At 65.1% G+C, this 13,754-nt stretch carries 15 protein-coding genes; 5 read left to right on the forward strand and 10 right to left on the reverse strand.

Annotated features, from left to right (window positions below):
- Nucleotides 1-29: 29 nt before the first annotated feature.
- The 5 genes from H6717_06265 (at nt 30) to H6717_06285 (ending at nt 4,732) form a co-directional block, all read left to right on the forward strand.
- Nucleotides 30-734 (forward strand): SDR family NAD(P)-dependent oxidoreductase, encoded by a 705-nt coding sequence (locus H6717_06265; protein MCB9576615.1) that lies wholly within the window; start codon nt 30-32, stop codon nt 732-734.
- 797 nt (nt 735-1,531) lie between these two features.
- Complete coding sequence (locus tag H6717_06270) at nt 1,532-2,194, forward strand: hypothetical protein (GenBank protein MCB9576616.1); 663 nt, start codon at nt 1,532-1,534, stop codon at nt 2,192-2,194.
- Between the two features lie 50 nt (nt 2,195-2,244).
- Nucleotides 2,245-3,660 (forward strand): DDE-type integrase/transposase/recombinase, encoded by a 1,416-nt coding sequence (locus H6717_06275; GenBank protein ID MCB9576617.1) that lies wholly within the window; start codon nt 2,245-2,247, stop codon nt 3,658-3,660.
- Nucleotides 3,660-4,457, forward strand: a complete 798-nt coding sequence (locus H6717_06280; GenBank protein ID MCB9576618.1) for an AAA family ATPase — start codon at nt 3,660-3,662, stop codon at nt 4,455-4,457. Before H6717_06275 ends, H6717_06280 begins: the two co-directional genes overlap by 1 nt.
- Nucleotides 4,457-4,732 carry a hypothetical protein gene (locus tag H6717_06285; protein ID MCB9576619.1) on the forward strand — a complete coding sequence of 92 codons (276 nt, stop codon included), beginning with the start codon at nt 4,457-4,459 and terminating at the stop codon, nt 4,730-4,732. Before H6717_06280 ends, H6717_06285 begins: the two co-directional genes overlap by 1 nt.
- A gap of 719 nt (nt 4,733-5,451) precedes the next feature.
- Here the strand turns inward: H6717_06285 and H6717_06290 are convergent.
- From H6717_06290 to H6717_06335, 10 genes are all read right to left on the reverse strand, one after another.
- Nucleotides 5,452-6,618: a hemerythrin domain-containing protein gene (locus H6717_06290; GenBank protein ID MCB9576620.1), complete on the reverse strand. Its 1,167-nt coding sequence runs from the start codon at nt 6,616-6,618 to the stop codon at nt 5,452-5,454.
- Nucleotides 6,619-6,908: 290 nt separating this feature from the next.
- Nucleotides 6,909-7,388, reverse strand: a complete 480-nt coding sequence (locus tag H6717_06295; GenBank protein MCB9576621.1) for a cytochrome C — start codon at nt 7,386-7,388, stop codon at nt 6,909-6,911.
- A gap of 3 nt (nt 7,389-7,391) precedes the next feature.
- Complete coding sequence (locus tag H6717_06300; GenBank protein MCB9576622.1) at nt 7,392-7,610, reverse strand: hypothetical protein; 219 nt, start codon at nt 7,608-7,610, stop codon at nt 7,392-7,394.
- Complete coding sequence (locus H6717_06305; GenBank protein MCB9576623.1) at nt 7,607-8,575, reverse strand: cbb3-type cytochrome c oxidase subunit II; 969 nt, start codon at nt 8,573-8,575, stop codon at nt 7,607-7,609. Before H6717_06305 ends, H6717_06300 begins: the two co-directional genes overlap by 4 nt.
- Entirely contained in the window at nt 8,565-9,974 is a 1,410-nt protein-coding gene (locus tag H6717_06310; protein ID MCB9576624.1) for a cbb3-type cytochrome c oxidase subunit I, read from the reverse strand. The genes H6717_06305 and H6717_06310 overlap by 11 nt, the downstream gene beginning before the upstream one ends.
- Nucleotides 9,975-10,168: 194 nt before the next feature.
- Nucleotides 10,169-11,077 carry a DUF2249 domain-containing protein gene (locus H6717_06315; protein ID MCB9576625.1) on the reverse strand — a complete coding sequence of 303 codons (909 nt, stop codon included), beginning with the start codon at nt 11,075-11,077 and terminating at the stop codon, nt 10,169-10,171.
- The gene (locus H6717_06320; GenBank protein MCB9576626.1) at nt 11,074-11,307 is read right to left on the reverse strand and encodes a DUF2249 domain-containing protein; all 234 of its coding nucleotides are present in this window, start codon (nt 11,305-11,307) and stop codon (nt 11,074-11,076) included. The genes H6717_06315 and H6717_06320 overlap by 4 nt, the downstream gene beginning before the upstream one ends.
- Nucleotides 11,308-11,327: 20 nt before the next feature.
- The gene (locus H6717_06325; GenBank protein ID MCB9576627.1) at nt 11,328-12,119 is read right to left on the reverse strand and encodes a DUF2249 domain-containing protein; all 792 of its coding nucleotides are present in this window, start codon (nt 12,117-12,119) and stop codon (nt 11,328-11,330) included.
- Nucleotides 12,116-12,412, reverse strand: coding sequence for a metal-sulfur cluster assembly factor (locus tag H6717_06330; protein MCB9576628.1), 297 nt, complete (start codon nt 12,410-12,412; stop codon nt 12,116-12,118). Before H6717_06330 ends, H6717_06325 begins: the two co-directional genes overlap by 4 nt.
- A complete protein-coding gene (locus H6717_06335; GenBank protein MCB9576629.1) occupies nt 12,409-13,389 on the reverse strand; it encodes a hypothetical protein in 981 nt (326 codons plus the stop codon). The genes H6717_06330 and H6717_06335 overlap by 4 nt, the downstream gene beginning before the upstream one ends.
- Between the last annotated feature and the right edge of the window lie 365 nt (nt 13,390-13,754).

Genomic DNA, 13,754 nt, shown 5'->3' on the forward strand with positions numbered 1-13,754 from the left:
GAGTCGCCTTCCTCGGAGCAACTAAGGGCATGGGACGTGCGATGGCGCGCCGAATGGCTGCGCGGGGAGATGCGCTGGTGTTGCTCGGCCGGGATCAGCGGGAGCTAGAACGTAGCGCCGCCGACCTCGAGGCGCTCAATCCCCGCGTTGTGGTTGGGACGTCCCGGTGCGATCTGGAACAGTTCGACACGTTCGCGCCGGCGCTAGACTACGCTGAGCACGAGCTCGGAGCACTCGATGCGGTTGTGGTGACGGCGGGGATGTTTGCAGCGCAGCAGGAGCTTGCAGACAACCCGAAGCTCGCCGCGCAAGTGCTCGAGGTCGACTTTCGGGCAACAGTGCTGTTCTGCGAAGAAGCACGCCGGCGGCTGCTCGCCAACGGCGGAGGCACGCTTTGCGTCTTTGGCTCGGTTGCGGGCGACCGCGGACGACGATTCGTCGGATTGTACGGCGCGGCGAAAGCCGGTCTGGCGGCATATCTCGAGAGTCTCGATCACGCGTACCGGACGGCGGGTCTCCAGGTCGTCTGCGTGAAGCCCGGCTTCGTGAAGACCGCGATGACCGCCGGACTTGTTCCGCCACCGTTTGCCGGGAACCCTGAGCAGGTGGCAGCTGACGTCCTGAGAGCCATCGATCGTGGCACGCCTGTGGTCTACTCGCCGGCGGCGTGGCGCTGGATTCTAGCTGTCGTCCGCGTCATCCCGCGCTCCGTCATGCGACGAGTGAGTTTCTAGGACGCGAATCGGTCTCTACCGACGAGCGAGCGTACAACATCGACACCACAACCATCGGGGCCGTGGCACGGGCCGTGCACTCCCACCCGTTGATGCTCAGTCATGACCGACAGCAGGAAAGGAGCCCAGTGTGTCCGACCTACTCCGGAATCTCTACCTGGACGTGCACTGCGATCAGTGCGGCGACTTCGCTGTTCGCGCAGACGTGGTCGCTGAGAGCCAACGCTTGCTCGCCAACGGGTGCCCTGGCTCTCCGCACGAGTGTCCGCCCACGTTGCTCGCTACTCTTCTCGATCGACGCGCTATCGACTCGCTGGAGAGGGCCTGGCGCGGTCTGGAGGCCGCGGCTCGGAGTCCGGTCCGACAGGTTTCGGTGAGCGACTCCCTTCGTGTGGCAGTGCGCCTCGGCCAACACCTCGACGCGCGAGCGATATTCCGCTGGGAGGACGACGGAGGCTACATACCCACGACCTCCCAAAGTGCGCCCGGTTGATTGTCTTCTCCGCGGGCGTCAATGCTCGGGCGCCTGCGCCACGTTGTCGCGCGATGCGTGCCAGTCCTCGCCGAACAGCTCGATAGTGATGGGGCGTACGCTCGGTGCCGTTGCCCGCAAGTCAGGTCTCACGTACGGGACTGTAGGGTCTCACGTTCGGTCGTGATCCCCCGGCGTGTTCTTCCCGGCCGATGCGCTCGTTGGTCGTAGTGAGACGGGGTGGGATTCCGGAGAGGTTCGCCGTTCCTTTTTCCAGGGAGGCGGATCCGCGGGACGCTGATCGCCGAAAGGTTGGTCCGCTGCGTTGCCGCGCACGGACCCGGCCGGCAGGATCGTGCAGATTCGTTGGGATACGACCCTTACCAGCGAGCAGTACGTTACGCAGGAGGCGTGGCGCTGCGCAACTTTGGAGCAATGCCCGCTGCATCCCGAGGGCGATTGTGGCCTGGTTGGGCACGGGAGCTACACGCGCAAGAGCCCGACTGGCGTGCGGGTCGCGCGGTTGCTGTGTCCCAAGTCAGGGGTCACCATCAGCCTGCTGCCCGACTTTCTCGCTGCCCGGATGCCTGGGACGCTGGAGGAGATAGAGGGGGTTGTCGCCGCGGCGCAGGCAGCCAGGACGACGGAGGGAGCAGCCGCCCTGCTGCGCCCCGCCGAGTCCGGCGAAGTGGTCACGCTACCGTCGGTGCTGCGCTGGTTGCGCCGACGTATGATAGCCGTCGAGGCGGGGCTGCTGGCTGCGGTGACGTCACTGCCGGTGCTGTCCGGCTGCGCGCCGACGATCGTCGCCGTGCGTGAGCGGCTCGGCGTGGTGAGCGCGCTCGTCGCGCTGCGCAGACTCGCGTCCCACCTGCTGCGGACATTGCCCGCGCCGCTCGGATTCGGAGCCCGGGCGCGCAGGCGACCGGAGCGTGCTGTTGGGCACCCACACGACATGGGGCCGGACCCGCCGGAGCGGGGCCAGTAGCTCCTGGGGCGCACCCCGGAAGGACCGGGGCGCACACCCAGGAGCAGACCATGACAACAGAAAAGCCCCGACCGCCCAGGACCCATGGTGCGCCGCCGATCACCCTCAGCGAGCACGAGCAGGCCGATGCGGAGCGCCGCCAACAGATCGCTCTGTTCCGGTACGGCGTGATCGCCGACCTCATCCACCTCGAGCCCGGTCACCGCGGCTTGTACGCGCTCTTGCGCGACAAGGCCGCGCGGGAGTGGGACATCCCCGGCACGCTCCGGCGCCGCGTCGAGGCGGAGACGATCCGCGGCTGGCTGCGCGACTATCGGCGCGGCGGCTTCGACGCTCTGCTACCCAAGGCTCGCAAGGATCGAGGCTCGGCACGCGCCATTCCGCAGTGCGTCGCCGACGTGTTGTGCGAGACCAAGGACCAGCATCCCGACTTCAGCGTCGCGCTCGTGATCGAGCACGTTTCGAGGTTCGCTCGGATACCCGACGACGTCGTGCTCGCACCGTCCACCGTGCACCGCTTGTTAGCGCGTGCAGGCCTGATGCAGAAGAAGCCGGGGGAGCCGACCAGCAACGACCGCCGGCGCTTCTCGTTCGACCAGGCCGGCGAGCTGTGGATGAGCGACGTGATGCACGGCCCCTCCGTGCGCATCGAGGGGCGACAGCGCAAGAGCTATCTGCTCGCGATGATCGACGACGCCACGCGCATCGTCCCCTATGCTAGCTTCGCGCCGAGCGAGAGCGTCGCGGCGTTCCTGCCGGTGTTCGAGCAAGCCATCCGTCGCCGCGGTATCCCCAAGCGCCTGTACGTCGACAACGGCGCTGCCTTCCGCTCGCGCCACCTCGCCCTCGTCTGCGCCAAGCTGGGCGTCACCCTCATCCACGCCCGCCCCTATACGCCCCAGGGCAAGGGTAAGATGGAGCGCTGGTTCCGCACGGTACGCATGAGCCTGCTCGTGCAACTCGGCGCCGACGACACCAAGTCCATCGAGGCGCTCAATCGCCGCCTCTGGGCCTGGATCGAGGGCGAGTACCACCAGAGCCCCCACCGCGGTCTCGACGGCGAGGCGCCCGCCGACCGCTGGGCAGCCCGCTCCAGCGACGTGCGCCTCGCCGACCCAGGCGTCGCCGACCTGTTCCTGTTCGAGCAGAAACGCCGGGTGCAGTCCGACCGCACCGTCTCCCTCGATGGTGTCGTCTACGAGGTCGACGCCGTGCTCGTCGGCGACACCGTCGTGCTCCGTTACGACCCCTCCCGTCCCCGCGACCGTCGCAACGTCCAGGTGTGGCATCGCGGCAGCCAGATCCAGCTCGCCAAGCGCGTCGATGCCTACGCCAACTGCTTCGTCCGTCGCAACGGCGACCGCCGCATGCCCGTCGCCGACACCCCGCCCGACCCTCCCGCACAGGGTCTGCGCATGAGCGACTTCCAGTCCAACGCGGCCGACGACGACAAGGCGGTGAAGTGATGTACCGCAAGCATTTCGGCCTCACCCGCCACCCCTTCGGCAAGGCCATCGAGCCCGACGAGCTGTTCCCCTCCGGCTCCCTCCGCGAGTTGGAGGCGCGCCTCGCTCACCTGCTGGATCTACGCGGCATCGGCATCGTCACCGGCGAGAGCGGCAGCGGCAAGACCACCGCTTGTCGAAAGGTCGTCGCTGGACTGCACGCCGGTTTGCACCGCGTTCTGTACGTCTCGCTCTCCACGGGCAACGTCATGGACCTCTACAAGACCATCGCCTGGGAATTCGGCCTGCCCACCGAGCGCAACCGCGCCGCACTCTTCCGCCAGATCCGCGCCGAGGTGACGCGCCTCTCGGGCGAGGCGCGCCAGAAGCCCTTGCTCATCGTCGACGAGGCCCATCATCTGCGCAGCGACGTGCTCGAGGATCTGCGCTTGCTCACCAACTACTCGATGGACTCCGACAACCGCCTCTGCCTGCTCCTCGTCGGTCACCCCGAGCTCCGGCGCAGGCTCGGCATGGCCGTGCATGAGGCGCTCTCCCAGCGCGTCGTCGTCCGCGCACACATCGCCGGTCTCTCTCGCGACGAGCTCGGCCCCTACCTCGCACACCTCCTGCGCCTCGCCGGCACCGAGCTGCCGCTCTTCGAGCCCGCAGCCCAGGAGGCGCTCTACCAGGCAAGCAGCGGATTGCCCCGCAAGGTCAACCTCGTTGCCCACCACGCTCTCATGGCCGCCGCGCTCGCCAAGACCAAGGCTGTCGCCGCGGAACAGGTCCAGGCTGCCATGGCGGAGGTGTCGTGATGAATCCCAGGCTCATCCGCCATTGCCACATGATCGAGGACCCCATCTTCGGCGCAGCGGCGGTCACCTGCGCCGCACGGCAGACCCTCTCGGCGGCGCTCGAGAGCCGCCACCCGCGCCTTCCGCGCGACCCGTTGTCCCTCGCATCCGGCGACTCGATGTTGCGACAAGCGCAGTCCATCACCGCCTTGTCGACCGCGCTCCAGCTCGCCGTCACTGACTACCTCGGCTCGCTCCACGACATGATCGCTCACCGCGACGACATCCCCTTCTGACCGCCCTGTCGCTCCGCTACGACGGAAGCCCGGCGGCATTAGCCGCCGGGCTTCCTGCATTCAAACCATGCTCCCTTGCCTCTAACCCTGCCCCGCAATCCGGGAATCCACCGGTCGCCCGCGGGCGCTCTCCGCGACAATCAAGCGGTGGGACAGCGCGGGAAACAACAGGGACAAAGCTTTTCACTTCCCTACCAGACCCCTTCGGGATGCGGCGTTTGAGCCATCCTGGATCGATCACGAGTCCACGCTCCACAATGAAATCTGTCGCAACTCAGTAGCGCGAAACATCCGGGGCCATCGGCTCGGCGTGCACGCCTGAGGCCGTCTACGTCAATCAGGACGTGATCGTTGCGGAAGCTCGCGTCGATGGTCAGGCACTGTCCGCGTAGTCCTGCATTGGATGTGCCGGTGCTCGCCCGCTGGTTCCTGTGGCCGAGCCCGCGGTGATGGGGCACTCGTGAGCTCGCATTAGCCGCTGTCGGCAAGCTCGAATTGGTACTGTTGTTTCGTTGTTTCACCGTGCGTTGCCATTCCGATCTGTCGACAGCGAGGCGAGGGTGGTCTCGCCGCCCGGCTGGCGCGTGGCGAAGACGAAGCCTGACTGCGACAATGGGAGCCTTCTGCCCGATCCGGCGATCCGCTCGGCGGAGTGGGGGACTTATTGCGCAAGACCTGCGCTCCGCAGCGTCAGCGGTAACAGCCGACAGCCTCTGCGTTCAGTCAATCGACGGCTTCGCACCGAGCGGCAACGCACGAAAGCGAACACTCTCCACGGCTGTCGGGTCGCGCTTGAGCCAGGTCACGTCAAGCAGGCCGGAGGATGACACGATCCCAGCTTGCCGGTAGGCGACCTCAGCGAGGCAGAGGCTCCAGCCTTCAAGCCACAATGACAAGTCTTGCCGCTGCTGCGGTGTTCCTCTGAACAAGATGGCGAGATCGATATCACTGGCCGGTGCCGCTTCTCCTCGCTGGGTGCTACCCGTGAGGTACACTGCGCGTACGCCGAAGCGCTCCGGATCGAGTGCAAGTGCGAGTCGCTCCGCGAACGCCTGACGCCATTTCCACTGCGCTGCCGCCGCACCGATGGGCTCACCGATGAGCTCTTGCTGTTTCCACTCCAAGTAGTCGCCGAGTCGAACTGCGATGCTGTCAAGGAGGTCTTGCTCTTCTCGGAGAAACCCGTCCGTTTCAGACTCATCCAAAGCGCGGTCGACGACTGCGATTGAGCCGACGGCGCGTTCCCACGTCCGAATCGCCGCCCGCAATCGTGCGCCTCGGTCGCTGAAGCCGGGACCGAGATAGTGCCGTCCGAGGTACTCGATTCGCGCGGCCGTCGTCGCAGGTCGCTGCCAACCGCTCGGTATGGCTTCTAGCACGCCCCTGAACACCGTCGGTGGCACATGGGAACGGTCCAGCAAGGCGTCGTTGACACGATACAAACAAATTAGCTCCTTCGCGCGCTCGCGAAGCTGACCGACCTCCTCGTCGCTTTGATCGGGCGTAAGCGGACTCGCGAGCCTGTCAAGGACCGCCGCGCCCAACGCATTCTCGAGGCTGGGGAACCAGCTCTGTTCTTCGAACCGCACATGGGCATCTAGGAGCAGCGCGAACGCATCGAGCCGATCGGCGAGCGTCGGTCCTGGAGCCAGGTCGGCAAGCATTGTCCTGAGTTGGTGGTGCTCGCGCTCGATCCGGGCGGCCTGCGCGCCGAGGGGCCCTGGCTGATCGCGACAACGTGGCAACAGCTCGAGCTCTTCAATTTGGAAGTGGGGTGCGAGCTCCTGTTGGAAGCGCTGTCGCAGGGTGGCGATGAGGGCGTTGGGCTCAGTGGGGTAGGCCGCCCGCAGACGGTCGGGTGCGCCGTGCCGGAGAGCCTGAGACATGATCAGCGCGTGGTGATGATCGCGCGACAGAAGCGCGAGGTGGGGTGTCGCTTCATCCGGGTCCTCAACAGGCACTGGGCCGCGGGCCGCGGCAGCATATCAAGTTGTTCTACCACCGCCTCACGGTGGTCGCGTAGAGTTCCGGGCAATCTCGCGCGCCCCGTGCTGTTCCCGCACGAGAACGGCCCTTTCCGTGCGGCTTCGGGCGCGGCCGAGGATTGATGACTAGCGCGGAAGATGGCCACGGCTGGTCACGAAAGCTAGGTGGCGTCCGTTACCTGAAAATAACGCTAAGCCGGAGTGTCAACGAAGGTCTGGAGCTGCGCCCCGGATAGTCGGTAGGTCGGGGAATCGGCGACGCTCTTCTCAGGGTGCCAAAACGCAACCACGTAGTACATCGCCCATGCCACGATGCAGATGAGCACGACCCACGCCCAGGTCGGTACGGGAGCCGGCGTTTCCGCCTGCGCCGGCTCCCAGTTCTCTTCGCCGCCGCCGCCGAAAGCGTGAACGACCAGCGCTACCTGCCCTTCGACCACGTCGCCTGTGTCGAGCCCGTGCACAGTGATCGCCGGGCCGTTTCGCACGGTGAATCGCACTCGCTTGATGCCCTTCTGGCCGCGCTGGTCCCAGGCTTCGATCCTGAGCTCGTGCTCGCCGTCCTCGAGTTGGCGCGTGTCGAGGCTCAACCCGACTGGCGCCTGTCCGTTGAGCAACGGCGTCTTGGCATCGTCGAGATACGCGACAACACGATCGGCGTGGTCACTCATGTCTCATCCCTCTTGGGGCGGCACCGCGGTATCGTCGAGGATGGTCCGCTTGATGTGCTCCGGGGCCCGTTCACCAGGTCGAAGAAGTAGCTTCAACGCCGCCACGAGCGCGAGAGCGACCAGCACCAGTCCGACGGCGACAACCCCGAACTCCCAGGTGCCAGTCGGCGTCGCGGAGTGTGCGGTGGGATTCGCCACGGCGCAGTTCGGACACCGGCTCATGGTGATGCCTTCTCGTTACGGAGCTTGGCAACTTGTTTCGGCGTGACTGCGGGCCCGTTGTTGCCCCAGCTCGACCGCTCGTGGTTGATGATTGCCGCGATCTGATCATCGTCGAGGACCTCGGCGAATGCCGGCATCGCTACGGCATACGTCACTCCGCCGATCACGCGGCCATGCGCACCGTGGAGGACGGTAGAAATGTGCTCGCGTGGATCTTTGGCGTTGACGACGGGGTCGCCGACGAGCGGAGGAAACGTACCCGCCAGACCCAGCCCGGTGGCTTGATGGCAGCTCGCGCAGTTGGCAGCGTAGAGCTGCTCGCCCCGGCCGCCTGCGCTTGCGGGAGCCGCCGCTAGTGGCGTCGCTCCGTCCAGGGGCGTCTGCTGCAGGGAGAGAAGGTATTGGACGAGATCGAGCGCAGCTTTGGTTGCCACGACCTTGCCGTACTCCGGAGCGAACGCGGCGGGCACGGGCACCACGCTCGCATCGTGGGGTGGATCCAGGACGACCTCGAACAACCCGTGGAATCGCGGCATGATCGACCACGGCGCAACGGCACGTGGATTGTAGAGATGGATGAGTTGCCAGGTCTCGCTGGGTTGCCGTTTGCCGATGTTCGACAAATCGGGTCCGGTGCGCTCGGAGCCGAGTACACCCGGCGTCTGCTGCAACCAAGACATCGGCCCCAGCCGCGCGTAGTCGGCGGCCACCGTGGGTCGCCCCCACAATGCATCCATGGGAAGCGGTCGCACTTGTTGCGTGTGACACACCGGGCAGCCCTCGGCGACGTAAACGTGGAGCCCGCGTTGCTCTGCCGCGGAGAGCGGTTTCGAACCCGGAAGCGGCTGATACTTGGCCTGCACGTCGATGGCGGGACCCACTGCGACCACCATGCTGAGTGCGAGAAAGCCGAGAAACACCGTGCCGAATAGCAGAGCGGGTCGCTCGTAAAAATCATGCAGCATCGGGCACCTCCGGCGCGACTGGTGCTGCAGCGCGTGCGGGCAGCATGCGCCATACGTTGAACGCGAACAGCAGATGAGAGGTGAACATCAAGGTGCCGCCGATCGCCCGCCAGAGCCAGTACGGCGCCATCAACACCACCGAGCTCTCGAACGGCTCGTGATGTTTCCAGCTCAAGCCCTGGAGAGTCCCGCCGATGCTTAGCGAGACACCGTAGATGAGGAGTCCAAGGAACGCGAGCCAGAAGTGAATCCCGATCGCAAGCTGCGGGGCCTCTCGACCAGATAGCCGGGGCAAGAGGCCGTACGCCCCCCCCCAGATCAAGAACGACACGAATCCGTACATCGTGATGTGCGAGTGACCGACCGTGTAGTTGTTGAAGTGCCAGAGCAAATTTAGGGAGCGAAGCGCCTCGAAGCTGCCCTGTAGGGACCCAACGAGGTAGTAGACGACACCAACCAGTAGGAACGGCACCGCGTAGCTGCTGCGGAGCGCGTGACCGCTGCCGCGCATTGTGAGGAGGAAGTTCGCACTGCCGGCAACCACCGGCACCACCATGCCCACACTGAACAACACCGCGACCGTCTGCAGCCACCACGGCAATGGGCTGTACAGGAAGTGGTGTGAGCCGATCATCGTGTAGAACAGCATCTGCGTCCAAAACGCGAGCACACCGAGCGAGTACGAGTAGATGGGTTTGTTCAGCAGCTTCGGCAGGAAGTAGTAGGTGAGTCCGAGCACCATGGGCGTGAACCACATGCCGACGCCCTGGTGCATGTAGTAGCCTTGGATCGCCGTTTCCCCGAGCCCATGCTGGTAGAATGGCAAGTATGCGATGGTCACGAGCGTCAGCGTCCATATGAGCGCGGCCAGCACGTACCAGTTGGAGATGTAGATCTCGCGCGTGCTACGACGCGCGACGGTCATATAGAAGTTGTACAGCGTGAGCCCGAGACTGGCAGCGAACAATGCCATCGCTGGCCACACGTACTCGCGATATTCCTGAGCGCCATTGTTGAGCCCGGCGGCGAGGCACACATCACCGACCACGACCGACGCTGACATCAATCCCAGCGCGACCCAGCCCAGTCGATAGCTGAAGAGATGTCGCCGGCACGTGCGCGGCACAACGTACAACGCCAAGCCAACCATCCCATGTGACGCCCAGCCCCAGAACACCGTGTTGGTGTGAATCGGTCGCAGTCGGCCGAAACCGAGCCAGCTCACTGCGTCCATGTCGGGCCAGATGAACTTCAGGCTCAGATACAAACCGACGAGCGTTCCGAACACGAGCCAACCAGCGGCGCCTGCCATATGGGCGAAGACCAACCGTGTGAGCTGGCGGTCCGTGTCGATCACCTCGTCGATCGGTGTTTTCGCGACCGTCAGGGGGCGTCTCATGCCTTGTCCTCCCGATTTCCGTTCAAGGGCCGAGGCGGGGGCGTTGCTGCTTTCCGCGGCGAAAGAGAGAAAAATAGTTCGGGCACTTCGGGCGCCCTCCAGATGGAGGTCACGAGCGAGCGGTTCGATGGCTGCACAGCCGTATCCAGCCGACGTGACCCACCGGCCGTACGCCACGACGCGGCAGCGTTCGATCAGGTCTTCGTGACCTCGGCGCCCCACACCTCGGGGCCGTCGCCAATCTTTCGAAACGAAAAGGTCCCCGCGGGCTCGCTCTCTTCGAGCGCGTAGTACATGCAGCTCGGATCGTGATCGAGCGTGATTCGCATCGTCGCGCCGCGGGGAAGCGCACGAAATGCGCCGAGAATGGTGCCCAGTCGGTCCCTTGGCTCGACGTCGCGCACGTCGACCTCATGCTCGCCCGACGAATGCGCCGAGCCGCAGCCGGTACTCTGGCGCGAGGCGAGCCACTCGCGCCAACGCGGAAGCTCCGTGGGCGTGCTTGGCGTCAGAACGATTGGACCTCCGTATCCAGAGATGGCGAGATCCACGAACAGCGGGCCAATGCCGCGCCCGTCCTGCTGGTGCTGTTCCGGACCGCCGCCATACAGCCGCACCAGGCGGAGGTGCTCGCTTGCGGCGAGAAGTACTGCGCCGGACGCCCCGAGATCCTCTGAGCTTGGGCGCAACTCCCATGCGAGTCCAACGCAAGGTGGATTGCCTGCGCTCTCCAGCGCTGCCGTCACCGCGACAACCTGCTTAAGGTCCGTAGCGAAGCCTAGTAGGAGCGTGCCTCCGGCGTCAGCGAACACCTGCGCGAGGTTCGGCAGTACGCCACCGGTCACCGCGTCGAGCGGGATTGAAAGCGGTACACCGAGCTCGCCGGACAAATAGGCAAGGAGGCCCGCGCAATCCTCGACCCGCTCGGCTCGAAGCGCTACGACCCGGGCCCGAGCCGCACGGACTCGCGCGGCCAGGGACTGGATGTAGTCCGCAGTTTCAACGACGAGCTCGATTCCGTCAAGCCCTCGAGCTCGGCACGCGATGTCGAGTGCGTCGAGCTCGAGGGCAGGTGCTGCCGCAGCGCTCAGCGACAGCTTCATGCCTCGCTCTTCTCGATGAGGACCCGCCATACCGCTGGTCCCTGTTCGACATATGTCCAGTGGAATTTCCCGGGGCGAGTCGCCTCGAACTGCCGGCGAAGCGGGAAGGGGTCATGGTCGTTGACCAGCGTGAAAGCCTCGCCGACGCTGAGCGCGTCGAAAGTGCGGAAGATGGCGGGGTGCTTTTCGCGCGGAGGAACGATGCGAATATCGAGCTCGATGTTGGACATTTCGTTGGACTTCTCTCTTTTCAATCGGGTTTGTGTCGAATGAATAGCCGAATGAGGTCGGCCGATTGTTCACGGATTTCGTAGGCGAAGCCTCGCTCGTCGAGCTTGGGGAGTAAGAACTGCGGCACGCGGACGTTGAGCTGCAGAAGAGTTTTTCCGCGCGCCATCGTCGCAAGCACCTCGAGCGTGCGGACCATCGGTTCCGGTGGCTCGAGGTCACGCACGTCGAGGACAATCACGTCATCGTCCTCGCTCGGAGCGCTTACTTCCTTGGTCGGGCGGTCGAATTCGCCGCGGAAGAACCACACACGCCAGTCGGCGACCCCCAGCTGCTCTGTGAAGTGCGCAAGACCCTTCTTGGCGAACACGCCGTAGAGCGGTGCGGGCTCGAAGATGGCGCGGATGCGTAGCACCGACGCCGGGGACATTGTCCGCGCGGCGTTCATGATCCGTGCGAAGGGTTCGATGCCTGAACGCAAATCCTCGCGCACGTCGAGGTCGACCAGCAGCTCAGTCGGAATGGCCAGAAGCGCGTCCGGTACTGGTATCGGAGCACACGCTGACGTCGCCTGCGCGGGCGGCTCCGGCGCCAGCGGCTGCTCGTCGAGGGCGGCGTTCAAGCGATCGACCAGCACCGCCGCATCTAGTCCAGCGATCTGTGCCACTTGTTCGAGCGTGACTCGCGCCGCCATGTTCTTGCGCAATGAACGGTTTCGCAGGTTCTCCAGCGATGGCGCGGCAGCAACGAGCACGTCGAGGAGTCGTTCGTCGCGCGCGAACACCGAGGACAACCTGTCGTTGGCACGGATCACAGCGACCCTCTTTGAGCGAGGCCAGGGTGCCAGCGTGGGTCCCATATCAGGTTCGGGACCACCTCGCGAACGCCTGGAATGCCACCCACGGCGTTCACGATGCCGTCAGTGATGACCCGCTCCATTGGGCAGCCCGGCGTCGTAAGCGTGAAAGTCACGTCGATCGAGTCGCCGTGGATTTCGACGTCGTACACGAGCCCCAGGGTCACGATGTCGAGGCCAATCTCCGGATCGATGACCTCACGCAGCGCGGAGTAGATCGGTTCAGTCGTGGGAAAAATGCTGTCGTTCATGCGACCTTCCTTAGCGCGACGCGGAGAATGACGATGACCTGTAGCCAGGCACCCGCCGCGAACACGATCGCGGCGACGCGTGCGAGCGCCTCCGAACCAATGAACGTCGCGACCGCCACGCCGACCACGCCGGACACGAGGAGCGCGGCATCGATGAGTGCGACTCGCTCGGAGAAAAGCTCCGCGACCTTAGGGACCTTGCACTTGCCGAGCAGCGGTCCATATCGATGGTTCCAAACGAGGAATGGAACGATCTTGTAGTAGTGGCCAGCGATGAACAGCGTGACGGCACCGAGCAAAACGACGAAGTACGTCGTGAGCAAGTGAAGGTCGCTCATACCACGGAGGAGCGCGAACGGAGCGAGTAGGGCGCCGACGCCGAGTCCGATGAGGCCGGATGCGGCAAGGCGCATCCCCGGATCGATCGCTTTGCGCTTTCGGTGCGTGAAAAATGTTGCAGCCTGCACGATGAACGCCACGACTCCGGCGCAGCCGAACGTGCCCGCAAGTGTGAGCTGTGTCCCACCGCCCCAGGGCACGATGAGCAAGGTTGCGCTGCCGAACAGGAGGCAGATGCTGGCCCACGCAGCCCGCTCGCTTGCGCCATGGCTGAGCAAGAACATCGGCAAAAGCCGATGCGCGACGCCGACGACTACCATGAGCACGAAGCCGACGATTGCTACGTGAGCGTGCTGCCCGACGGTCTTGAACCGGTCGCTGAGTCCGCCATCGTGCAGGTCGAATGCGAGTACGACGCCGTAGACCGGCGTGGCGAGCAGGAAGACCACCGCCCCGGCGAGCGCCCAGTACGTGAGGTTCCGCTCACGGACTGGAATCAACGTAGCGGCCAGGTTCACGCCGAAGGCGGTGAAAGCGAGCGAGAGACTGAACGCGCCGAAGAGCAGGAGCGAGCGGTTCGAGACGACCAGCGCGATGATGAAGCTCGCGACGCCCAACGTTTGCGCCGCGAAAGACAAATGGACGAGCTTGGGGAATTGGATCGAGCGGCCAATAGCAACCGGCAGAAACTGGCAGAGCGCTCCAAAGATGGACAGCGCTATCCACCCGAGGGTGAAGAGGTGTGTCAGCGCGACGACCCGCGGTACGAAGAAGAGCCCCCGCGAAAGATCGGGCGCCGCGAGGACGAGCCCGATAGCCCCGACGGCGTAGCAGACGAGCGCAGCGACGAAATGCCGACCCGGGAGCCACGGCGGAACGAGCTTCGATGGGGTAAAGCCGGCGCCTGGCGCCGGAACGCGCGGAACTCTCCCCGTCAAGGCGCCAGCGGTAGTCGGGAGCATGCTGCCGCGCCGGATGCACGTGGGGTGCCAAACTCTGAATC

Source organism: Polyangiaceae bacterium, from assembly GCA_020633235.1.
Taxonomy (GTDB): domain Bacteria; phylum Myxococcota_A; class Polyangia; order Polyangiales; family Polyangiaceae; genus JACKEA01.

Excerpts from the sequence above, each read along its gene's own strand:
- H6717_06265 (MCB9576615.1), top strand. The coding sequence starts at position 30 with ATGGGACGTGCGATGGCGCGCCGAATGGCTGCGCGGGGAGATGCGCTG.
- H6717_06275 (MCB9576617.1), top strand. The coding sequence starts at position 2,245 with ATGACAACAGAAAAGCCCCGACCGCCCAGGACCCATGGTGCGCCGCCG.
- H6717_06280 (MCB9576618.1), top strand. The coding sequence starts at position 3,660 with ATGTACCGCAAGCATTTCGGCCTCACCCGCCACCCCTTCGGCAAGGCC.
- H6717_06285 (MCB9576619.1), top strand. The coding sequence starts at position 4,457 with ATGAATCCCAGGCTCATCCGCCATTGCCACATGATCGAGGACCCCATC.
- H6717_06290 (MCB9576620.1), bottom strand. The coding sequence starts at position 6,618 with ATGTCTCAGGCTCTCCGGCACGGCGCACCCGACCGTCTGCGGGCGGCC.
- H6717_06295 (MCB9576621.1), bottom strand. The coding sequence starts at position 7,388 with ATGAGTGACCACGCCGATCGTGTTGTCGCGTATCTCGACGATGCCAAG.
- H6717_06300 (MCB9576622.1), bottom strand. The coding sequence starts at position 7,610 with ATGAGCCGGTGTCCGAACTGCGCCGTGGCGAATCCCACCGCACACTCC.
- H6717_06305 (MCB9576623.1), bottom strand. The coding sequence starts at position 8,575 with ATGCTGCATGATTTTTACGAGCGACCCGCTCTGCTATTCGGCACGGTG.
- H6717_06310 (MCB9576624.1), bottom strand. The coding sequence starts at position 9,974 with ATGAGACGCCCCCTGACGGTCGCGAAAACACCGATCGACGAGGTGATC.
- H6717_06315 (MCB9576625.1), bottom strand. The coding sequence starts at position 11,077 with ATGAAGCTGTCGCTGAGCGCTGCGGCAGCACCTGCCCTCGAGCTCGAC.
- H6717_06320 (MCB9576626.1), bottom strand. The coding sequence starts at position 11,307 with ATGTCCAACATCGAGCTCGATATTCGCATCGTTCCTCCGCGCGAAAAG.
- H6717_06330 (MCB9576628.1), bottom strand. The coding sequence starts at position 12,412 with ATGAACGACAGCATTTTTCCCACGACTGAACCGATCTACTCCGCGCTG.